Annotated in this window: 19 protein-coding genes; 10 read left to right on the top strand and 9 right to left on the bottom strand. The window is 70.3% G+C overall.

Features of this window, described 5'->3' with window-relative positions; all coding sequences use genetic code 11:
- The first annotated feature begins 32 nt into the window (after positions 1-32).
- From IPK37_18165 to IPK37_18155, 3 genes are all read left to right on the top strand, one after another.
- Positions 33-1,358, top strand: coding sequence for an ABC transporter substrate-binding protein (locus IPK37_18165; protein QQS00693.1), 1,326 nt, complete (start codon positions 33-35; stop codon positions 1,356-1,358).
- Positions 1,355-2,275: a glycerophosphodiester phosphodiesterase gene (locus IPK37_18160; GenBank protein ID QQS00692.1), complete on the top strand. Its 921-nt coding sequence runs from the start codon at positions 1,355-1,357 to the stop codon at positions 2,273-2,275. Before IPK37_18165 ends, IPK37_18160 begins: the two co-directional genes overlap by 4 nt.
- 153 nt (positions 2,276-2,428) lie before the next feature.
- The gene (locus IPK37_18155) at positions 2,429-3,622 is read left to right on the top strand and encodes a dephospho-CoA kinase (protein QQS00691.1); all 1,194 of its coding nucleotides are present in this window, start codon (positions 2,429-2,431) and stop codon (positions 3,620-3,622) included.
- Between the two features lie 21 nt (positions 3,623-3,643).
- On the opposite strand, the gene IPK37_18150 is transcribed toward IPK37_18155, so the two are convergent.
- From IPK37_18150 to IPK37_18140, 3 genes are all read right to left on the bottom strand, one after another.
- Positions 3,644-3,799, bottom strand: coding sequence for a hypothetical protein (locus tag IPK37_18150; GenBank protein ID QQS00690.1), 156 nt, complete (start codon positions 3,797-3,799; stop codon positions 3,644-3,646).
- 129 nt (positions 3,800-3,928) lie between these two features.
- A complete protein-coding gene (locus IPK37_18145) occupies positions 3,929-4,129 on the bottom strand; it encodes a helix-turn-helix transcriptional regulator (GenBank protein ID QQS02997.1) in 201 nt (66 codons plus the stop codon).
- A gap of 13 nt (positions 4,130-4,142) precedes the next feature.
- A complete protein-coding gene (locus tag IPK37_18140) occupies positions 4,143-4,535 on the bottom strand; it encodes a hypothetical protein (GenBank protein QQS00689.1) in 393 nt (130 codons plus the stop codon).
- Between the two features lie 271 nt (positions 4,536-4,806).
- On the opposite strand from IPK37_18140, the gene uvrB reads away from it, so the two are divergent.
- Together uvrB and IPK37_18130 are read left to right on the top strand one after the other, a co-directional pair.
- Positions 4,807-6,906: an excinuclease ABC subunit UvrB gene (gene uvrB / locus IPK37_18135; GenBank protein QQS00688.1), complete on the top strand. Its 2,100-nt coding sequence runs from the start codon at positions 4,807-4,809 to the stop codon at positions 6,904-6,906.
- A 333-nt stretch (positions 6,907-7,239) separates the two neighbouring features.
- A complete protein-coding gene (locus IPK37_18130; GenBank protein ID QQS00687.1) occupies positions 7,240-8,280 on the top strand; it encodes a TerC family protein in 1,041 nt (346 codons plus the stop codon).
- A gap of 5 nt (positions 8,281-8,285) precedes the next feature.
- On the opposite strand, the gene IPK37_18125 is transcribed toward IPK37_18130, so the two are convergent.
- The 6 genes from IPK37_18125 to IPK37_18100 form a co-directional block, all read right to left on the bottom strand.
- The gene (locus IPK37_18125) at positions 8,286-8,603 is read right to left on the bottom strand and encodes a helix-turn-helix transcriptional regulator (protein QQS00686.1); all 318 of its coding nucleotides are present in this window, start codon (positions 8,601-8,603) and stop codon (positions 8,286-8,288) included.
- An 895-nt stretch (positions 8,604-9,498) separates the two neighbouring features.
- The gene (locus IPK37_18120; GenBank protein ID QQS00685.1) at positions 9,499-11,376 is read right to left on the bottom strand and encodes a CocE/NonD family hydrolase; all 1,878 of its coding nucleotides are present in this window, start codon (positions 11,374-11,376) and stop codon (positions 9,499-9,501) included.
- Positions 11,377-11,396: 20 nt separating this feature from the next.
- The gene (locus IPK37_18115) at positions 11,397-12,383 is read right to left on the bottom strand and encodes an amino acid ABC transporter substrate-binding protein (protein QQS02996.1); all 987 of its coding nucleotides are present in this window, start codon (positions 12,381-12,383) and stop codon (positions 11,397-11,399) included.
- Between the two features lie 69 nt (positions 12,384-12,452).
- The gene (locus tag IPK37_18110) at positions 12,453-13,223 is read right to left on the bottom strand and encodes an amino acid ABC transporter ATP-binding protein (GenBank protein QQS00684.1); all 771 of its coding nucleotides are present in this window, start codon (positions 13,221-13,223) and stop codon (positions 12,453-12,455) included.
- A complete protein-coding gene (locus IPK37_18105) occupies positions 13,220-14,047 on the bottom strand; it encodes an amino acid ABC transporter permease (GenBank protein QQS00683.1) in 828 nt (275 codons plus the stop codon). The genes IPK37_18110 and IPK37_18105 overlap by 4 nt, the downstream gene beginning before the upstream one ends.
- A 179-nt stretch (positions 14,048-14,226) precedes the next feature.
- The gene (locus IPK37_18100; GenBank protein QQS00682.1) at positions 14,227-14,844 is read right to left on the bottom strand and encodes a TetR family transcriptional regulator; all 618 of its coding nucleotides are present in this window, start codon (positions 14,842-14,844) and stop codon (positions 14,227-14,229) included.
- A gap of 197 nt (positions 14,845-15,041) precedes the next feature.
- On the opposite strand from IPK37_18100, the gene IPK37_18095 reads away from it, so the two are divergent.
- The 5 genes from IPK37_18095 to IPK37_18075 all read left to right on the top strand — a co-directional run bounded on the left by IPK37_18095 (position 15,042) and on the right by IPK37_18075 (position 20,930).
- Positions 15,042-16,187: an acyl-CoA dehydrogenase family protein gene (locus IPK37_18095; GenBank protein ID QQS00681.1), complete on the top strand. Its 1,146-nt coding sequence runs from the start codon at positions 15,042-15,044 to the stop codon at positions 16,185-16,187.
- 114 nt (positions 16,188-16,301) lie between these two features.
- A complete protein-coding gene (locus IPK37_18090) occupies positions 16,302-17,054 on the top strand; it encodes an SDR family oxidoreductase (GenBank protein QQS00680.1) in 753 nt (250 codons plus the stop codon).
- The gene (locus tag IPK37_18085; protein ID QQS00679.1) at positions 17,054-18,154 is read left to right on the top strand and encodes a phosphotransferase family protein; all 1,101 of its coding nucleotides are present in this window, start codon (positions 17,054-17,056) and stop codon (positions 18,152-18,154) included. Before IPK37_18090 ends, IPK37_18085 begins: the two co-directional genes overlap by 1 nt.
- On the top strand, positions 18,154-19,389 hold the full coding sequence (locus IPK37_18080; protein QQS00678.1) for an acyl-CoA dehydrogenase family protein: 1,236 nt from the start codon (positions 18,154-18,156) through the stop codon (positions 19,387-19,389). Before IPK37_18085 ends, IPK37_18080 begins: the two co-directional genes overlap by 1 nt.
- Positions 19,386-20,930, top strand: a complete 1,545-nt coding sequence (locus IPK37_18075) for a long-chain fatty acid--CoA ligase (GenBank protein ID QQS00677.1) — start codon at positions 19,386-19,388, stop codon at positions 20,928-20,930. The genes IPK37_18080 and IPK37_18075 overlap by 4 nt, the downstream gene beginning before the upstream one ends.
- The last annotated feature ends 5 nt before the right edge of the window (positions 20,931-20,935 follow it).

The raw sequence follows: 20,935 nt of genomic DNA, 5'->3' as shown, positions 1-20,935 counted from the left end.
AGCAGATCGCACCGAATGAAAGGGAAAGTGCCGTGACTGAAGTAAGTCGTCGAGGATTCCTCGGATTGGCCGGACTCGCCGCGGCGGGGGCGGGGCTCACCGCCTGTGCCGGCACCGGGGGTGGCACGGGCGGGGGCAGTGGGACCGGGACCGGGACCGGGGGCGGCAGCGTCACCTCGCTGGAGTTCTGGAGCAACCACCCGGGCAACAGCAAGGAGGTCGAGACCGCCCTGATCAAGAAGTTCCAGGACGCCAATCCCGGCCTCACCGTCAAGCTGGTCGACGCCGGCAAGAACTACGAAGAGGTCGCCCAGAAGCTCAACGGCGCCCTTGCCGGTGGGCAGCTGCCGGACGCCGTGGTGCTTTCCGATGTCACCTGGTTCAACTTCGCCCTGAACAAGCAGCTGGAGCCGGTCGATGACCTGCTCTCCGCGGCGAAGCTGAGCAGCGGCGACTACGTCGACTCGCTGTATAGCGACTACAAGAATGGCGACAAGCATTACGCGCTGCCGTTCGCCCGCTCGACGCCGCTGTTCTATTACCACAAGGAGATGTGGGCCAAGGCCGGCCTGCCGGACCGCGGGCCGAAGACCTGGGACGAGTTCGCCGAATGGGCGCCGAAGCTGGCGCAGGCCGCCGGGGCGGACAAGTCCTCCATCGTGCTCGCCGACGGCTCCAACTACCTGGACTGGTATTTCCAGGGGATGGCCTGGTCGATGGGTGGAGCCTATTCGGATGGCTGGGATCTGAAATTCACCGATGCCAAGACGATCGCCGCGGGTGAATTCCTGAAGAAGATGTTCGCCCAGAAGTGGGCACGGGCGGCCAAGCAACCGTCCTCCGACTTCAGCGCGGGCACCGCCGCCTGCTTGCTGGAGTCCACGGGTGCGCTCGGCGGCATCGCGAAGAACGCGAAGTTCGCGTTCGGCACGGCCTTCCTGCCCAGCCCCGACGGGGTGAAGGGATGCCCGACCGGTGGCGCCGGCATCGGCATTCCCGCCAAGATCTCGTCCGAGCGCAAGGCCGCCGCCATCAAGTTCGTGGAGTTCCTCACCAACCCCGAGAACACCGTGACCTTCACCCAGGCCACCGGTTACATGCCGGTGCGGAAGTCGGCACTCGAGCTGGCGGCCGAGAAGGACTTCATGGCGAAGAACCCCAACGCCAAGACCGCGATCGAGCAGCTGCCCCGGACGAAGTCCCAGGACAACGCCCGGGTGTTCGTGCCCGGCGGCGGCATGCGCGTCGGCAAGGCCCTCGACCAGATCGCCCAGGGCGGCGACGTCAAGGCCGTCTTCGAGGCCCTGCAGAAGGAGACGCAGACCGTGATCGACCGCGACATCAAGCCCAGGCTGTGACGGGGTCCCCCGGCGCGATCGGATCGACGACCGGTCGCGGTCCCTGGGGCACCGGCGTGCTCGATGTTCAGGCGCACGCCGGTGCCCAGGGGCACTTCGTCGGCAACACCTGGCCCGCGTTCGAGCGGGCCGCCGAGCTGGGGGCGCGCAACGTCGAGCTCGACGTGCGGGTCACCGCGGACGGCGTACCGGTCTGTTGGCACGACCTGATCCTGGTCCCGCACGAGGCGCGCTGCCGGGATCCGCGGCTCTACGGCCGCCGGCTGGACGAGCTGACGTACGCCGAGCTCGGCACCGTCGAGGTGGGCGAGGTGACGCAGCCGGCGTTGCCGACGCAACGGCCCGTCCGCGGCGTGGGGATGCTCCGGCTGGTCGACCTGTTCCGGCGGCTCTCGGCGACGGCCCCGGACATGTGGTTCACGGTCGAGATCAAGCTCGACGCGCGGGACCCGGCGCAGGTGGCGCGGCGCGAACGGATCCTGGCGGCGGTGCTCGCGGCGATTGATGCCGGGGGCGTCCGGGAGCGCGCGATCGTGCACAGCTTCGACTGGGCGCTGCTGCGGCTCGCCGCCCGCCTGGCGCCGGACCTGCCGCGCTCGGCCCTGGCCTCGCACGGGGAGACCTGGGTGCCGGGCAGCCCGTTCGTGGGGGAGCGGACGTACGCCGAGTGCGGCGGCGACCTGGCCCTCGCGGCGTACCGTCTCGGCGTCGACGCCGTCGCCCCCCGCTGGTGCGACGAACGCGGGGAGCTCGTGGTGGATCGGGCGTTCGTCGACCGGGCCCACGCGCTCGGCCTGGCGGTCAACCCGTGGACCGTCGACGCGCCCCGGGATCACGTCCGGCTCCTGCGCGCGGGTGTGGACGGAATCGTGACAAATTACCCCGAACGGTTGCTGCCTGGGGGACTCGCGCACTGACCCGACCGACCCTGCGCCACATGGCCGGCGCCGGGTCGGCGCGCGGGCCTGCTCGCCGCGCCGCTGCCTGTTGTTCGCATCCCTGTCCCGACCCGCCAGGAGAGGCAACGCCAAAGCCTGTCCCGTCGGTGGCTTCGGACCTACAGTGAGGTCATGTTGCGGGTAGGCCTCACGGGAGGAATCGGGTCGGGGAAGTCCACGGTCGCCAAGCTGTTGGCCGAGCGCGGAGCGGTGGTCGTGGATGCCGACGCGTTGGCGCGCGAAGTGGTCGCCCCCGGCACCGACGGGCTGGCCCGCGTGCGGGAACGGTTCGGCGACAAGATCGTCGGGCCGGACGGCGCGCTCGATCGGCGCGAGATGGCCTCGATCGTCTTCGGCGACGAGAAGGCCCGCGCCGACCTCGAGGCGATCACGCACCCGCTGGTGGCCGCCCGGTGTGCCGACCTGCTCGACCAGGCCGGGCCGGAGCGGATCGTGGTGTACGACGTCCCGCTGCTCGTCGAGAACAAGCTCGGCGCCGACTACCACCTCGTGGTGGTCGTGGACGCTCACCCCGAGGTGCGCCTGGAGCGGCTCGTGCAGCGGCGCGGCATGTCGGAGGCCGACGCGCGGGCGCGCATGTCGCACCAGGCGACCGATGCCCAGCGGGCGGCCGCGGCCGACGTCCTGATCTGCAACGACGGGACCGAGGACCAGCTGCGCGCCGCGGTCGACGAGCTGTGGGACGACCGCTTGCTGCCGTTCGACGACAACCTGCGGGCGCAGCGCCGCTCGACGTGGCGCGCGCTGGGGGTCGCGGCGCCGTACGACGAGGACTGGCCCCGCCAGGCGGACCGCCTCATCCAGCGGCTCAGCCGCGCCCTCGGCCAGCGGGCGCCCGAGATCGAGCACGTCGGCTCGACGGCCGTCCCGGGCATGCCCGGCAAGGACGTCATCGACCTGCAGATCGGGGTGTCGGACCTCAAGGACGCCGACGACCCCGAGTTCGTGGCCGTGCTCGGTCAGCTCGGCTTCCCCCGGCTCGAGGACGTCCGAATGGACCACCCGACCGGCGAGCTGCTCGACCCCGAGCTGTGGGTGAAGCGCTACCACGTCTCGTGCGACCCGGGCCGGGTCGTGCACATCCACGTCCGGGAGGCGGACAGCGCGGGCTGGCAGTCGGCGCTGCTGTTCCGGGACTGGCTGCGCGCGAATCCGGATGCTGCGGCGGAGTACGTCGAGGTGAAGCGTCGCCTCGCCGAGTCCGCCGAGGACACCCGCGCCTACGCCACCGCGAAGGAGCCCTGGTTCGAGGAGGTCTGGCCGCGCATCACCGCGTGGGCGCAGAAGTCCGGCTGGCGCGCCTGACCCCTGCGCCGGGCGGGTGGGTTAGCTCACCGGCTTCACGTCCCGCAGGACGGTGCCGTCGCGGAGGGTGAGGTCGTACGTCGGGTGCGAACCGTCACCCTCCGGTCGCGCGGGCCATTCGGCATAGAAGCGCCCGTTCTCTACCGCGGCCGTGGTGTCGCGGTCGTCGGCGCGCACCGTGACCGAGGCGAATCAGGAACGCGCGACGTGGTCGGCTGCTCTGGTCGGTTCACACCCTGTACCTGTCCGGCACGGCGGCGAGTGTTTCGCTGCCGCGCGCAGCGTCGCCCCCGTGCTCACTCGGGATTACTCGCCGGCATCGTCGAAGAAGATCGATTCCACCGGCTGCGCGAAGTGGCGGGCGAGGCGGAGCGCGAGGGGCAGGGACGGGTCGTACTTGCCCGTCTCGATGGCGTTGACCGTCTGTCGCGACACCCCGAGGGCCTCGCCGAGCGCGCCCTGGCTCAGTCCGGCCGCGGTGCGGAGTTCACGGACGTTGTTGCGCAGCACGACCCAGGTCTCACAGCGCTCGACGTGTGACGACCCGGTTCGCGACGAACCAGACCAGGCAGAGGAACGGCAGCCGTACGTCGGAGCCCCTCGCGTCCGGATAGCCGGCGCCGAGGCGCCACAGGAGGATGGAGAGCTCAACGGTGATCGCGGCCATGCCGACCCAAGCCAGCGCCCGGCTGAGCAGGAGATGATCTCGCTCGTCCGCCGGTTGGGCGGCGTCGAGGCGGGAGACGTCGTCGCCACGCCCGCGGCTGAGCAGGCGCAGCGTCCAGAGGGCTGAGGCGACCCCCAGGACGCACAGGAGGCTCACGAAGAGCACGCGGTGGGCCGCTGCCCAGATGGCTCCCGCGACCATGATGGCGAGCAGGACGCGATTCCAGTGAGTCATGGCGATGGTCATGGGGAGAGCGTGGTGTAAAGCATTCTTGACTGTCAAGGAGGCTTGACATTCGTGCCGTCGCGCACGGGGCCTTCGCTGACGGGTGGGGTTGGCGCTGGGGGTGGGGGTTATCGCCGCAACCGTGAGCGCTCAGGGCAACCATGAGCGCTCAGGGCATCAGTCGGCGGCGGGGGCCACGTGGGGCGGCAGGGGCCACCGTGAGCTGGTTGGGCATTCCGGTCACGCGGCGGGCGCCGGAGCGTTGTCGGACCCCCCGGATAGCCTGAACGCCATGCGGCCCATCACCGATCTGCAACGCACCGTCGCCCCGTTCCGGGTCGAGGCCGAGTTCGAGCCCTCGGGCGACCAGCCGGCCGCGATCGAGGAGCTTGCCCGGCGGGTCACCGCGGGGGAGACCGATGTCGTGCTGCTTGGGGCCACCGGCACGGGCAAGTCGGCGACGACGGCGTGGATGATCGAGCGGGTGCAGCGGCCGACGCTGGTCATGGCGCCCAACAAGACCCTGGCCGCGCAGCTGGCCAACGAGCTGCGCGAGCTGTTCCCGCACAACGCGGTCGAATACTTCGTGAGCTATTACGACTACTACCAGCCGGAGGCCTACGTCCCGCAGACGGACACCTACATCGAGAAAGACTCCTCGATCAACGACGAGGTGGAGCGGCTCCGGCACAGTGCCACGAACTCGCTCCTCACCCGCCGGGACGTGGTGGTCGTCGCGTCCGTGTCGTGCATCTACGGGTTGGGAACGCCCCAGGAGTACGTCGACCGGATGGCGCGGCTCAAGGTCGGCCAGCAGATCGAACGCGACCAGCTGCTGCGCCGCTTCGTGGAGATGCAATACACCCGCAACGACCTGGCCTTTACGCGCGGCACGTTCCGGGTGCGCGGCGACACGGTCGAGATCATCGCGGTCTACGAGGAGCTCGCGATCCGGATCGAGTTCTTCGGGGACGAGATCGAGCGGATCTACACCCTCCACCCGATGACCGGCGAGGTGATCCGCGAGGAGACGGAGATGTACGTCTTCCCCGCCACCCACTACGTCGCCGGCCCCGAGCGGATGGAGCGGGCCATCAAGGGCATCGAGCTGGAGCTGGCCGATCAGCTCGCCACCTTCGAAAAGCAGGGCAAGCTGCTGGAGGCGCAGCGGCTGCGGATGCGGACCCACTACGACATCGAGATGATGCGCCAGGTCGGCAGCTGCGCCGGCATCGAGAACTACTCGATGCACATCGACGGCCGCACCCGGGGCAGCGCCCCCAACTGCCTCCTCGACTACTTCCCCGAGGACTTCATGCTGGTCATCGACGAGTCGCACGTGACCGTGCCGCAGATCGGGGCCATGTACGAGGGGGACATGTCCCGCAAGCGCACCCTCGTCGAGCACGGCTTCCGACTGCCCAGCGCCATGGACAACCGGCCGCTGAAGTGGGAGGAGTTCCTCGAGCGCATCGGCCAGACCGTCTACCTGTCGGCCACCCCCGGGCCCTATGAGCTGGCCAAGTCCGACGGTGTGGTCGAGCAGATCATCCGGCCCACCGGCCTCATCGACCCGGAGATCGTCGTCAAGCCCACGAAGGGTCAGATCGACGACCTCATGCACGAGATCCAGGAGCGCACCCGACGCGACGAGCGCGTCCTGGTCACGACCCTCACGAAGAAGATGGCCGAGGACCTGACGGATTACCTTCTGGAGCGCGGCATCCGGGTGCGCTATCTGCACAGCGAGGTCGACACCCTGCGCCGGGTGGAGCTGCTGCGGGAGCTGCGGCTGGGGGAGTACGACGTGCTTGTCGGCATCAACCTGCTCCGCGAGGGACTGGACCTGCCGGAGGTGTCCTTGGTCAGCATCCTCGACGCCGACAAGGAGGGCTTCCTGCGCTCGACGCGCAGCCTCATCCAGACCATCGGCCGCGCGGCGCGCAACGTGTCGGGCCAGGTGCACATGTACGCCGACGACATCACCGACTCCATGCGCGACGCCATCGACGAGACCCAGCGTCGTCGCGAGAAGCAGATCGCGTACAACACCGAGCGCGGCATCGACCCCCAGCCCCTCCGCAAGCGGATTGCCGACATCACCGACCTGCTGCAGCGCGAGGACGCGGACACCGAGGCGCTGATGGGCAGCGGACGCACCCAGTCACGCGGCAAGACCGGTGGGCGGGCGCCCAAGGCAGCCGGCGGCGGAGCGGGCGGCCGGGGGCGGTGGCGGCGGACGCCTCGGTGGCGGGCGCCGCCCTGGCCGGCGGGATGCCCGCCGCCGACCTCGCCGGGCTCATTCAGGAGCTCACCGCGCAGATGCACCAGGCCGCCGCGGATCTGCACTTCGAACTCGCGGCGCGGTTGCGTGACGAGCTCGCCGACCTGAAGAAGGAACTGCGCCAGATGCGCGAAGCCGCCCGGTGAGCCAGCACCCGCGGTGCGACGTCTCTGGCCGCGATGTCGCGTCTCTCATCGATCTCCCGGTCTCGGCGATGCGGCGGTCGCAGCCTCTCCGCACCGCCGAGCCGCCATTCTCGCGAGGGGGGCCGCCTAGTGGCGCCGACCCGCCCCGTGACAGAATCGGCCGTCAGCGGAGGGGAGTATCCCTGCGCGGCGCCCTCGTCAGCACGGACCGCCTGCATGCACTCGGTCCCGGGGACGCCGGCCTTCCAGGTGGGAGAGACCTCCGGCCGCACTGTCGCGTCCGGAAGGCAACAATGTGAGCATTCCTGTATGGGTGTGGATCCTCACCCTCGCGGTCACCACCCTCGTCCTGCTCCTCGATGTGGTGATCATTGCCCGTCGGCCCCACGTGCCCTCGATGGGCGAATGCGCACGCTACCTGGCCATCTACGTGGGTGCCGCCATCGCGTTCGGCATCGGCGTCTGGGTGTTCGCCGGGCACCAATACGGCGCGGAGTTCTTCGCCGGATGGTTGACGGAGTACTCGTTGTCGATCGACAACCTCTTCGTCTTCCTCATCATCATGGCCAAGTTCGGCGTGCCCGAACGCTTCCAGCAGTCGGCGCTGATGGTGGGCATCGTCATCGCCCTGATCCTGCGCGGGATCTTCATCGCCGTGGGCGCCGCCCTCATCAACCAGTTCGCCTGGGTCTTCTACATCTTCGGCGCCTTCCTCATCTACACAGCGGTCAAGCTGGCGCGGGAGGCGATGGCCGACGACGACGACGAGGAGTTCGAGGAGAACGCCTTGCTGCGGTGGGTGGAGAAGCGGTTCCCCGCGACCCAGTCCTGGGATCACGGCACCCGGCTGTTCGCCCGCGAGGGGGGCAAGCGCCTCATCACCCCGATGCTCGTTGTGATCCTGGCGCTCGGCACGACCGACCTGCTCTTCGCGCTCGACTCCATCCCGGCGATCTACGGCCTCACCAAGGAACCCTTTCTGGTGCTGACCGCCAACATCTTCGCCCTCATGGGCCTGCGGCAGCTCTACTTCCTCATCGGCGGACTCCTCAAGCGGCTCGTCTACCTGGGCCTAGGGCTCTCGGTGCTGCTCGCGTTCATCGGGGTCAAGCTCATGCTGCACGCCCTGCACGAGAACACCCTGCCGTTCATCAACGGCGGCCAGCCTGTGCTTGCCGCCCCAGAGATCCCCATCGGCGTCTCCCTCGGCGCCATCGTCGTCATCCTCGGCGTCACGACCGTCGCGAGCCTCATCCGCTCGGGTCGCAACCCGCAACACCAGCTGTCGTACGACGATGTCCACTCCGGCCGCCACGAACACGATCATGAGCGGTGACCGCCTCAACGCATGATGGCCCGAAGCACCTCGTCGCCGAGCCGGGACACCACCGCAGGGTGCATGCGATGGTGCACATGCCGCCCCTCCCGCACCGAGCTGATCAGGCCGGCTTCCCGCAGCAACCGCAGGTGTCGGGACACGGCTGGCGGGCTCTGCCCGGTCCGCTGCGCCAGTTCGCCGGTCGTGATCGATTCGCCGAGCAGGTGCCGACAGAGCTCCCAGCTCCCCGGCTCGGACAGCACAACCAGTCGGGCGCGCAGCTGCCCTTGCGTGGATACGGCCGTCGCTCCGGCCAGGTCCTGAACACTGAACTGCACCACCGGCGGTAGCCCCGGGTCTCCCTTCACCAAAACGTGCGGCCACGTTCGCACCGACGGCACGAGGAGCAACCCCGCGCCGTGGTCGCCGATGCGCGCGTTCTGCGCGCTTGTCGAACGCCACCCGCGAGTTGCCTGCCACGCGATGAGCCAGCGCTGACAGCGATGCGACGACGTCAGCAGGGGCGTCGACGCCGAGGCGAGCGGTCACGCGGTCGGCCGCACGGCGCAGGACCGGACGGGTCTGCTCCCACTCAGCGGCGAAGAAGGCCCGGTCGCAAGCGTGGAGGGCTTCCACGAGGTCGTCACGGAGGCGTGTCGGGTCAGCGACGAGAGCGTGCGCGAGGTCGCCTCGGTGAAAGGACTTGTTCTCGCACTCACTCAGCCACGCGTGATCCTGACCAACCTCGTCGGCGCCCGCCCAGGTGTGGGCCCGGCCGCGGATTCCGTTCGCCGCGAGGGGGACAAAGACCTCCAAGGGGAGGGCGGCCAGCGCGGACAGTTCATCGGCCAGGGTGACGGGGGTCCCCGCTGCCTCCCGGGTGGCCAGACCAGCCGGCGTACGGTCGCGCATCGGCAGGAGGAATCGGGTTCGGTACCGCGCCCACAGGGGCGCGAATCGATGCACGGCCGAGGCCGTCGAGCCGTCGAGGGAGGCGATGACCGCGTGCGCCCACTCCCGCGACTCCGCATGGTGGTCCGACTCGGCCAGCACGTGGAGGCACGCCATGAGCTCGGCCAGCGGCGACACGACCACGGCGACCTGGTCCCGTCGGGTGGGGACGTCGAGGCTGATCACCATGAGGCCCAGTGTCGGTGCCGCGAGTCGCGCGGCCAACCACCCGGCCCGGCCGGGCGGGCGGTCGGCGCCATGCGCCCGGCCAGTCTCCCCCCAGACTCACGGCAGGGCATCGAACTCCAGCCGGCTGGCCGCCAGGTGCAACGTCGTCCGGGCCACTCTGCGGCGAGCGTCGTGCGCGACCGGATCACCGGGGTGGGGGTTCACGTCGCAGCGCGGGAAGTTGCTCGACGTGACGTCGAGGCGGATCCGGTGCCCGGCGACGAACCGGTTGGCGACGTCCGGGACAACCACCCGTACCTCGTACGCGCGATGCGGCTCCAGGAGCACCGGCCGCTCGAACGATTCGCGGAACCGCAGCCGCAGCAGCCCGTCCGTCACGTTCATCGCGTAGCCGGCCGGATAGTCGGCAGTCGGGGGGTGTTCATCGACGAGCTTCACCGCGAGGTCGGTGTCCGGGACGGAGGTCGAGACGGTCAGCACGGCGGTCACCGAGCCCGCCAGCACGACCTCCCGAGCCAACGGCGCCGTCCGGAACGTGACGACATCGGGTCGGGCGCACAGCGGGAGGACGGCGCCGTCAGGGCCGGGGACGACCTGGTCGAACGCCCCCCCGCGCATGAGCGGCTCGCCCGACGTGATGGCCCCACCGACGCTCGGCGTGGGGTGGGCGGGGTCGTAGTCGTACGTGACCGTCGCGCCACGTCGTGCCCTGGTCTCGCCGAGCGAGCCCGGACCGAGGTGCAGGGTGCGACGCTGCGTCTGCTCCGGTGGCCAACGGTGGGCGTCGCGCCACTGGCCGCCGTGTCGCATCCGCCCGTCCGACCCGCGCCGCCCGTCACCGCCGCCCATGACGAAGTAACGGACGAAGGTCATCGCCGCCGAGCCCTGCGGTTCCGCCGTCGAAGCCGCCGCCGAAGCCGCCGTCGAAGCCGCCCCTGAGGGCGGCGCCGCCGGTCTGGACGGCTCACGACGTACGGCGTGGTCGAGCCAGGCCGCCCGGTAGCTGGGGTAGTCGCGGCCCAGTCCCGCATCCCGGGTCGCCGCCGGACCGAAGTCCACGTCGCCGGCGTACGTCACGCTCCGCGCCCCATGCGTCCAGGGGCCGGCGATCAGCCCCGTGGGAGCGCCCCGACGGCGAAGCTCGGTGGCATTCTCGACGGCCGTGCGGACGTAGGGGTCGTACCAGCTGGAGATGTGCAGACTCGGAACCACCGGGAATGCGTCGTAGTAGTCCCGGGCGTGCAGCCCCGGCCGGCGCCAATAGGCGTCGAGCGTCTCGTGCTCCCACTGGTCGAAGAGGAAGTCCTCGTACGCCGCGGCCCCGGTCAGGGGAGAGTCTCCCCGGTGCCACGGCAGCCGCGTGAACCAGGCCGCCAGGTCGACGCGCGCCAGCCTGTCGGCCAGGACCGGGTCCGCGCGGACCTCTGGACTCTGCCGAGCGTGCCGCAGCGCCCAGGTCACCTGCTTCAGCTCGAAGGCCCCACCGAGTCGGCCGCCGGAGCAGTACGCGCTGGCGAAGCCGCCCGAGTCCAGAATCATCGCGGCGAGGCCCGGGGCACCCAGCGACGCGGTCGCGGCCTGGGTATGCGCGGAGTACGACACCCCGATCGTCGCGATCCGCCCGTCGCACCACGGCTGGCGCAGGATCCACTCGTGCGTCGCGACCCCGTCCTCGACCTCCCCGGTGTATTTGGTGAAGCGACCCTCCGACGCGCCGCGGCCGCGGCAGTCCTGGCGAACCACGGCGTACCCCGCCGCCACGAGGATCGCCGCGCCCGAGTCGGGGGTGACGGGGCGCCCGCCAGAGTGGGTCCCGTCGGAGGCGCGCAGGTTGCGGATCCCGTACGGCGTACGTTCGAGCACCACCGGCCGCGGCAGCGATCCGCCCGCATCCAGGGGCGGCAGGTACACATCGGTGGCGAGCCGTACCCCATCGGGCATCGGCACGAGGTGGCGCTGCCGGGTCGGCACCATGGTGCCGTCGTGGGCCAAGGTCACTTCAGGCCGGGCCAGATCTTCAGCAGCTGGGCGTTGGGAGCCTCGGTGAAGTAGGTGTTGTACATCTTCTTGAGCGTCCCGTCGTTGACCATGTCGGTCACCGTCTTGTCCCAGGCCTTGACCAGGGCGTCATTGGACTTCTGGAAGGCCACCGTCGTCTCGTGGTCGACCGGCGCGGACGCGGCGATCTCCAGGTCCGGGAACTGCTTGAGGTATTCCTCGGCGTCCGGGCCGCCCATCACGGCCGCGTCGACGGTGCCCGAGTTGAGCTGACTGACGGCGGCCCCCAGGGCCTGGAAGTTGGTCTTCACGGCGCCCTTCATCTTGTCCGTGACGAACTTCTCCTGGACCGCGCCGGTGACCACGCCGACCTTCTTCCCGCTGTAGCCGCCGAGATCGGCCGAACCGGCCCCCTTCTTGGTGACGACCGCGGTGGTGGACCAATACAGGCCCTTGCCGAAGGAGACCACCTGCTGCCGCTCGGTGGTCACGCCCAGCCCGGAGGCGACCATGTCGAGCTGCCCGGAGGACAGGCTCTGCAGCCCTGCCGTCACCGTCGTGGACTTGTAGGTCACCTTCAGGCCGAGACGCTTGGCGACCTCGTTGGTGATGTCGACGAGTAGCCGGAGAACTCGGAGCCCTTGGAGACGACGAACGGCGGCTGCGAACCCGTCGAGGCCAACAGGACCCCTGGGGTGAGCAGGTGGTACGGGTTCTCGCCGGCCGCCCCGGGCGAGGCGGCGCCGCCGGAGCTGCTCGGGCTCGCGGAGTTCGAGTCGGAGGAGCCGCAGGCACTGAGCCCACCGGTGGCCAGCAGGGCGAGGACGGTGCCGGTGGCCGCGCTCACCACGGCGCGGCGGCCGGTGCGGTGGCTCCTGCGGGCGGGGCGGCTGGAACCGGCGGAGCGGCTTGCGCAGCTGAGGCGGTTGGAAGCAGGCATGACGGGCTCGTTTCTGTGGCGGGCGCGGACGCGCCGGGCGGATGGACGAAGGGGTGCGTTCGCGGTCGGGCGACGGGTCGACCCGGGACCGGTATGCGGTGGCGGAGGTGGGTCAGAGCACCTGGGCGAGGAACCGCTGCAGGCGGTCGGACTGCGGGGCGGCGAGGACGGAGCGGGCCGGCCCCTGCTCGGCGATGACGCCGTCGTCCATGAAGATCACGCGATCGGCGACCTCGCGGGTGAAACCGATCTCGTGAGTGACGACGACCATGGTCATGCCGGTCGCGGCGAGGGACCGCATCACGTCCAGGACACCCTTGACGAGCTCGGGATCCAGTGCTGAGGTCGCCTCGTCGAACAGCATGACCTCGGGCTTCATGGCCAGCGCACGCGCGATGGCGACCCGCTGCTGTTGGCCGCCGGAGAGGTCGGCGGGACGCTGGTGGGCGAGGTGCGTCAGGCCGAGGCGCTCGAGTTGATCGCTCGCCTCACGGCGGGCCGCGTCGGCGGGCATCTTACGCACCGTGGTGAGCGCCGTCGTGATGTTGGCCGTGACGTCCAGGTGCGGGAACAGGTTGAAGTGCTGGAACACCATGCCGATCCGGGCACGGGCCGCATCGACATCCGTGCCGGGATCGGTCAGCACCGTGCCGTCGACGACGATCGTCCCTGAGCTCGGCGGCTGCAGGAGGTTGATGCACTTGAGCAGGGTCGATTTCCCGGAGCCGGACGGTCCGATGATGCAGACCACTTCGCGCTCGGCGATGTCCAGGTCGATGCCCTTGAGCACCTCGACCGTGCCGAACGACTTGCGAATGCCGCGAAGCGTGATGAACGCGCTGCCGGTGGCCGGGCTGGTGGCGTCAAGCGTGGGGGCGGTCATGCGTCGGCTCCGTTCGTTTGGAGGGCGGGCACAGCCGGCAGGGTCGACCCCGGGGCGCCGGCCGTCGGGCCGATCGGCGGGTTCGAGGGGTCGCCCGGATCGGGATCGAGCGCCCTGGCGGGAGAACGGCGCCGTCCGCTGCGCAGCCGCCGGTCCCACCAGTTCACGAAGTACGTCAGGGGCACGGTGAGCATCAAGTAGCACAGGCCCGCGGCGACCAGCGGCGAGGAGTTGTAGAGATCTGACTGGCGTTCAAAGGCGATGAAGTAGATCTCCCGCTGGCCGACCGTCAGCCCGAGCAGATAGACCAGGGCGCTTTCCTTGATGTCCACGATGAACTGGTTGGTGAGCGCCGGGAGCACGTTGCGGATGCCCTGGGGAACGACGATCTTCCGCATGGTCTGCAGGTGGGTCATTCCGAGCGAGCGGCCGGCCTGCATCTGGCCCTCGGGGACGGCCTGGATCCCCGCCCGGAAGATCTCCGAGCAGTACGCCGCCGAGATCAGGCCCACCGCGAGCACGGCGTACCCGGTTGGGCTGGACCCGAACGGCTTGAGGTGCGCGGCGGGCAGACCGAGTCCGACCAGGCTCACCGTGACGATCGCCGGCAACCCGCGAAAGATGTCGACGTAGATGCGCGCGGGAAGCCGGATGAGCCAGTGCCGCGACAGCAGCATCATGGCGAGGACGAGACCGAGTACCAGACCGAAGATGATGGCCAGGACGGCGATCAGCAGCGTGTTCTTGACGCCTTCGGTCAGGAGCAAGGGCAACACGTCGGCGATGACCCGCAGGCCGAAGAATGTCTTGAGGAAGTCGTTCACGTGGCCTCGTTCCGTCGGTGGTGGGGCAGGCGGCTACCGTTCGGATCGGCACCAGGGTGAACGCGCGATAGTTGCACCAATCTGTTAAGTGTTGGCGGCCCGGATGGGGAGGGGTTCGGCCCCGTCGGCACGGCGAGGCACGCGACGGCTCATCCGGCCGGTGCGGCCGGGTGACTGCCTCAGGCGCCCACCATCCGCAGCGCGAGGTCGCTGTAGGTGTCCGCGACATGGTCAACGGACCAGCGGCCCTTCGGTCGATACCAGTGCGCCACGTCCATCCCCAGGGAAAGCACCGCGCGCCCGGTCAGGTGGACGTCGTCGACCCGGAACTCCCCGGCCGCGACGCCCGCCGCGATGAGATCCCGCACCAACTGATCCATCGCCTGCCGGAGCGCATCGACATCCCGGCGGTGCTCGGGGGACAGGGCGTCCAGCTCGTCGTTGACGACCCGGGCGATGTCCCGCCGCCGCGCGTGCTCGCCGACGAAGGCCCGCACCACGGCGGCCAGCTGATCGCGGGGGTGCTCCGCCCCGGCGACCGCCGCCTGCAGGGCGCCGTACAGCTCGCGGTGGCCTGCCATCGAGATGAGGTAGAGCAGGTCCTCCTTCGACTGGTGGTGCACGTAGACCGCGGCGGGACTGAGGTTGGCCGCGCGCGCGATGTCGCGGGTGGTCGTGGCGTGAAAGCCCTTCTCCCCGAACGCGGCGACGGCGGCGGTCAGCAGCCGATCGCGGCCCGCGTCCCCCGTGGGGCTGAGCGCGGAGGCGGCCGGGCCCGGGCTCTGATCCTGCGCCATCGTTCCTCCTGTTGCCGTGGCTCTGCCCCGTGGACGCTCCCGTTGACGAAGCGTCACCCACCCGTCAGTATGCTTCCAGAGACAAGCTAAGCAAGCGCTTAGTTACCGTAGACTAGCCGGTATTCGAGGCACCCGACGGAGCGCACAGATCGGCGCCCCCGGACCAACTGAGCCGGACCGACTGAGAAGGAGCAGGCATGCCCCGCAACCTGTACAGCGAGGAGCACGAGGACTTCCGCAACTCCGTGCGCGAGTTCGTCGACCGCACGCTCAAGCCCCGCGCCGAGCAGATGATCAAGGACCACGTCATCGCGCGGGACATCTGGCTGGAGGCCGGCAAGCAGGGATTCTTCGGGCTCGCCATTCCGGAGGAGTACGGCGGTGCGGGCGTCGAGGACTACCGCTTCAACTCGGTCTTCGCCGAGGAGATGGGCAAGTTCACGGCGGCGGCGGCGTCCTGCTTCGGGATCCACGCGGACATCACCGCGCCGTACATCGTGCACATGGGCACCGACGAGCAGAAGCAGCGCTGGCTGCCCGGGGTGGCCGCGGGTGAGCTGATTCTCGCGATCGGGATGACCGAGCCGTCCGGCGGCTCCGACCTGGCCAACCTCAAGACCACGGCGGTCAAGGACGGCGACGACTGGATCGTCAACGGCTCCAAGACCTTCATCACCAACGGGCACCAGTGCGATCTCGCGGTCGTGGCCGTGCGCACCGACCCGAGCAAGGGCGCGCGCGGCATCTCGCTGCTCGTGCTGGAGAAGGACATGCCGGGCTTCACGAAGGGCCAGCCGCTCGACAAGGTGGGCCAGGTGGAGTCGGACACCTCGGAGCTGTTCTTCGAGAACGTCCGCGTGCCCGCGGCGAACCTGCTCGGTCAGGAGGGCATGGGCTTCATTGCGATGATGCAGCACCTGCCGCAGGAGCGGATCGGCAACGCGATCGCGAACGTCTCCAACGCCAAGCAGATCCTGGCCGAGACCATCCAGTACTGCAAGGACCGCAAGGCCTTCGGCCAGCCGATCGGCATGTTCCAGCACAACAAGTTCAAGATCGCCGAGATGGTCACGAAGGTCGAGGTGGCCGAGGCGTACGTCGACGACTGCATCGCCGCGCACGTCGAGGGCAAGCTCACCGCCGTGGATGCCGCGAAGGCGAAGTGGTGGGCCGCGCAGATGCAGAGCGAGGTCCTCGATGAGTGCGTGCAGCTGCATGGTGGCTACGGCTTCATGAACGAGTACCGCGTGGCCCGCGCCTGGCGGGACGCCCGCGTGCACAAGATCTGGGCGGGCACGAACGAGATCATGAAGGAGCTCATCGGCCGCGACTTGGGCCTGTGACGAACCGCTAGTTCGAGCTCAGTGACGGGCGGGTCCCTAAGTCGGACCCGCCCGTCTTTACCGCAGTAAGTTACTAACTGGTCTCTTCCTAATTCCTCGGTCAGAAGGACAGCCATGCAGCGTTTCACCGACCACGTGGCCCTCGTCACCGGCGCCAGCCGGGGCATCGGGCTCGACATCGCCCGGCGCCTGGTCGCCGAGGGCGCCCGCGTCGCCCTTACGGCCCGCGGTCAGGAGACCCTCGACGCCGCGGTGGCCGAGCTAGGCGGCCCGGACGTGGCCTTCGGCGTCGCGGGCCGCGCCGACGACCCGGCCCACCAGGCCGACACCGTCGCCCAGGTGCTCGCCCGCTGGGGTCGCCTGGACCATCTCGTCAACAACGCCGGCATCAACCCGGCGTACGGACCCCTCGCCACCCTCGACCACGCGCCGGCCCGCAAGCTTCTCGAGGTCAACGTCCTGGGGACCCTCGGCTGGACCCAGGCGGCGTGGTCGGCGTGGATGGCGGAGCACGGCGGCACGATCGTCAACATCGCCTCGCTGGGTGCGGTGCGGCCGGCGCCGGGCATCGCGATGTACGGCGCCAGCAAGGCCGCCGTCGTGCACCTCACCGAGGAGTTCGCGCTGGAGTTCGCCCCGCGGGTGCGGGTGAACGCCGTGGCCCCGGGGGTGGTGAAGACCGACTTCGCGAAGGCCCTGTACGCCGGGCGCGAGGAGGCCGTCAGCGCGGCGTACCCGCTGCGCCGCCTCGGCGAGCCGCAGGACGTGAGCGGGGCCGTCGCGTTCCTGCTGGCCGAGGAGTCGGCCTGGATTACCGGCCAGACCCTCGTCATCGACGGCGGTCTCACGCTGCGCGGCGGCGAGTGATGACGCGCGACGCGACGGGGCACACCGACGGCTCGCGCGGCGACCTGCCCGGCCTCGACCTCGCGGCGCTGCGCCGGCATCTCGACGAGCACGCCCCGGACGTGCTGCCCGGCGAGCTGACCGCCAGCCTCATCGCGGGGGGGAAGTCCAACCTGACGTACGTCGTCACCGGCGCGCACGAGGGTTCGGAGCGGTCGCTGGTGCTGCGGCGCCCGCCGCTCGGGCATGTCCTGGCCACGGCGCACGACATGGGGCGCGAATACCGGGTCATGTCCGCGCTGGCCGACACCGCGGTGCCCGTGCCCACGACGTACCTGCTCGTCGAAGACGATGCGGTGCTGGGCGCCCCGTTCTACCTGATGGAGCGCGCGGCCGGCACGCCGTACCGCAGTGCCGCCGAACTGTCCCCGCTGGGACCGGACCGGACCCGCGCGATCGGGATGCGCCTGCTCGACATTCTCGGCCTGCTGCACGCGGTGGACCCGGCGGCGGTGGGGTTGGCGGACTTCGGCCACCCGGACGGCTTCTGCGAGCGGCAGGTCCGCCGCTGGGGCCAGCAGCTGGAGCGGTCCCGCAGCCGCGACCTGGCCGGGGCCGACGAGCTGCACGCGCGGCTGTCCCAGGACATCCCGAGCGGGCAGGCCGGCGCCATCGTGCACGGCGACTACCGGCTCGACAACCTGCTCGTGGATTCCCATGTCGATCCCTCTGGCGATGCCACCGACACGGTGACCGCGGTGCTCGACTGGGAGATGGCGACGCTCGGCGACCCGCTCACGGATGTGGGCTTGCTCGTCGTCTACAACGAGCTGGCCACGCTCCTCCGGGGCGGCGGCGGGGGGCTCGTGCTGGACGTCTCGCGCGCCGACGGCTACCCCACGATGCCGGAGCAGCTCGGCGCGTACGTCGCCGCGAGCGGGCGCGACCTGTCGCGGCTGAGCTGGTACGTCGCGCTGGGCTACTACAAGCTCGCGGTCATCCTCGAGGGCATTCACTACCGGCACACCAAGGGTCAGACGGTCGGGGCGGGCTTCGCGACGATCGGTGAATACGTCGAGCCGCTGCTGGCGGGTGGCCTGACCGCGCTGAAGGAGCGGTGATGGAGTTCGCGTTCGACGCCCAGACCGAGGAGTTGCGGGATCGGCTGGGGGCCTTCATGGCCGAGCACGTCGACCCGGCGCGGGAGACCTTCCCGGCGCAGCTGGCCGAGCTCGACGCGGCGGGGGAGCGGTGGGCCTGGTCGCGGACCCCGGTGATGCGGGAGCTGCAGGCCGAGGCGAAGCGGCAGGGGCTGTGGAACCTGTTCCTGCCCGGTGAGCACGGCGGCGGCCTGACGAACCTGCAGTACGCGCCGCTGGCCGAGATGTCGGGGCACGCCATCGCGATCGCTCCGCCCGCCATGAACTGCGCGGCGCCCGACACGGGCAACATGGAGGTCCTCAACGAGTACGGCAGCCCCGCCCAGCAGGAGCGCTGGCTGACGCCGCTGCTGTCCGGTGAGATCCGCTCGGCGTTCGCGATGACCGAGCCGGACGTCGCGAGCAGCGACGCGACCAACGTGCAGACCCGCATCGAGCGGCGCGGTGACCGGTACGTGATCAACGGCCGCAAGTGGTGGATCACCGGGGCCATGAACCCGGACTGCTCGATCTTCATCGTCATGGGCAAGACCGACCCGGACGCCGACCGGCACCGCCAGCAGAGCATGATCCTCGTGCCGCGGGACACTCCCGGGCTGGAGATCGTCCGGCCGCTCATGGTCCTCGGCTTCGACGACCACGAGCACGGCGGGCACGCCGAGCTGCGGTTCACCGACGTCGAGGTGCCCGCCGAGAACATCATCGGCGGCGAGGGGGAGGGCTTCGCGATCGCGCAGGCCCGCCTCGGCCCCGGCCGGATCCACCACTGCATGCGGGCGATCGGGCTCGGCGAGATGGCGCTGGCGGCGATGTGCCGGCGGGCCGCCGAGCGGGTCGCGTTCGGCAAGCCGCTCGCCGCTCAGGGGATGGTGCAGGACTGGATCGCCCAGTCGCGGGTGCGCCTGGAGCAGGCCCGGCTGCTCGTGCTCAAGACGGCGTGGCTCATGGACACCCAGGGCAACCGCGCCGCGCACGCCGAGATCCAGGCCATCAAGATCGCGGTGCCCTCGACGGTGGAGTGGATTCTCGACAAGGCGATCCAGACGTACGGCGCGGGTGGGCTGAGTCAGGATCCGGGGCTCGCGGAGGCGTACGCCGGGGTGCGCAGCCTGCGCATCGCCGACGGACCGGATGAGGTGCACAAGTCCTCGCTGGCCAAGCGCGAGGTGCGGCGCCAGACGGGAGCCGGGTCATGACCGTCGAGGGGACCACCACGCTGTCGTTGGCCGCGGTGCTGGCCGAGTCGGCGATCCGCCGGCCCGAGCACGCGGCGGTGGTGCAGGGGGACCGGCGGCTGACGTACGCGCAGCTGTGGCACCTGGCGGCGCGGTATGCGCAGGCCCTGATCGATCGCGGCGTCGGCCCGGGGGACCGGGTCGCACTGATGGCGCCGAACACCATCGAGTTCGTCGCCGGCTACTTCGGGATCGTCGCGGCGGGCGGCACGATCGTGCCGGTGCCGGCCATGTTGCAGCCCAAGGAGGCGGCGTACCTGCTGCAGCACTCGGGCGCCCGCAGCGTGGTGGCGGACCCGTCGCTGCTGCCTGTAGCAAGCGCCGCGGCCGAGGCGGTGGGCCTGCCGGCGTACGCGCTGGCGACCCTCGCCGACGGCGTCGCGCCGCTGCCGCACTACGTCGCCCGGCGGCCCGACGACGTGGCGGTCGTCTTCTACACGAGCGGCACCAGCGGCGCCCCCAAGGGCGCCCGGCTGACCCACCTCAACCTCGTCATGAACGCGACCGTCGCGGCCTTCGACTGCTTCGACTTCACGCCCGACGACGTGATGTTCGGCTGCCTGCCGCTGTTCCACGTGTTCGGGCAGTCCTGCGCGATGACTGCGGCGTTCCGGGCCGGCGCGTGCCTGGTGCTGCAGCCGCGGTTCGAGCCGCGCGAGGCCCTGCGCCTCATGGTCGCGGAGAAGACCACGCTGATGCTCGGCGTACCGACGATGTTCCTCTACCTCGTGCAGGTCGCAGACGCCGGCCGGGCCGCCGGGCTGTTGCCCACGGACGGCCCGATCGTGCCGAGCCTGCGCTTCGCGGTCTCGGGCGGGGCCGCCCTGCCCAGCCAGGTCCAGGACCAGTTCCAGGACGCCTTTGGGGCCCCGATGTACGAGGGCTACGGCCTGTCCGAGACCAGCCCCGTGGCGAGCACCAACCAACCGATCCTCGGCACCCGGCCGGGCACCATCGGCAAGCCCATCTGGGGCGTCGACGTCGCGGTGGCCGACCCGGGCGTGGCCGACCGGGTCGTCCTGCTCCCGGACGGCGAGCGCGGCGAGCTGGTGATCCGGGGGCACAACGTCTTCGCCGGCTATCTCGACGACGACGCCGCGACGGCGACCGCCGTGGTCGACGGTTGGTTCCGGACCGGGGACATCGGCATCAAGGATCCCGACGGGTTCATCCGGATCGTCGACCGCACCAAGGACGTCATCATCCGCGGCGGCTACAACGTCTACCCCCGGGAGGTGGAGGAGCTGCTGATGACGCACCCCGACGTGCATCAGGTCGCGGTCATCGGGCTGCCCGACCCCAAGCTCGGCGAGGAGGTCTGCGCCGTGATCACCCCGAAGCCGGGCGCCCGGATCGATCCCGACGAGATGATCGCCTGGTCGCGGGACCGGCTCGCGCACCACAAGTGCCCCCGCCGGGTCGAGATCGTCGAGGAGTTGCCGATGGGGCCGAGCCAGAAGGTCCTCAAGCGGGAGCTGCGGAGCCAGTACGCCTCGGCGTGAGCCCC

This window comes from Austwickia sp., assembly GCA_016699675.1.
In the GTDB taxonomy this organism is placed as follows: Bacteria; Actinomycetota; Actinomycetes; order Actinomycetales; family Dermatophilaceae; genus Austwickia.
This window is presented reverse-complemented; position numbering and strand designations above follow the sequence as displayed.

What these genes read in the sequence shown, in the direction of transcription:
- IPK37_18095 (QQS00681.1), top strand. Translation starts at nt 15,042, where the DNA reads ATGCCCCGCAACCTGTACAGCGAGGAGCACGAGGACTTCCGCAACTCC.
- IPK37_18100 (QQS00682.1), bottom strand. Translation starts at nt 14,844, where the DNA reads ATGGCGCAGGATCAGAGCCCGGGCCCGGCCGCCTCCGCGCTCAGCCCC.
- IPK37_18110 (QQS00684.1), bottom strand. Translation starts at nt 13,223, where the DNA reads ATGACCGCCCCCACGCTTGACGCCACCAGCCCGGCCACCGGCAGCGCG.
- IPK37_18090 (QQS00680.1), top strand. Translation starts at nt 16,302, where the DNA reads ATGCAGCGTTTCACCGACCACGTGGCCCTCGTCACCGGCGCCAGCCGG.
- IPK37_18155 (QQS00691.1), top strand. Translation starts at nt 2,429, where the DNA reads ATGTTGCGGGTAGGCCTCACGGGAGGAATCGGGTCGGGGAAGTCCACG.
- IPK37_18085 (QQS00679.1), top strand. Translation starts at nt 17,054, where the DNA reads ATGACGCGCGACGCGACGGGGCACACCGACGGCTCGCGCGGCGACCTG.
- IPK37_18075 (QQS00677.1), top strand. Translation starts at nt 19,386, where the DNA reads ATGACCGTCGAGGGGACCACCACGCTGTCGTTGGCCGCGGTGCTGGCC.
- uvrB (QQS00688.1), top strand. Translation starts at nt 4,807, where the DNA reads ATGCGGCCCATCACCGATCTGCAACGCACCGTCGCCCCGTTCCGGGTC.
- IPK37_18140 (QQS00689.1), bottom strand. Translation starts at nt 4,535, where the DNA reads ATGACCATCGCCATGACTCACTGGAATCGCGTCCTGCTCGCCATCATG.
- IPK37_18080 (QQS00678.1), top strand. Translation starts at nt 18,154, where the DNA reads ATGGAGTTCGCGTTCGACGCCCAGACCGAGGAGTTGCGGGATCGGCTG.
- IPK37_18120 (QQS00685.1), bottom strand. Translation starts at nt 11,376, where the DNA reads ATGGTGCCGACCCGGCAGCGCCACCTCGTGCCGATGCCCGATGGGGTA.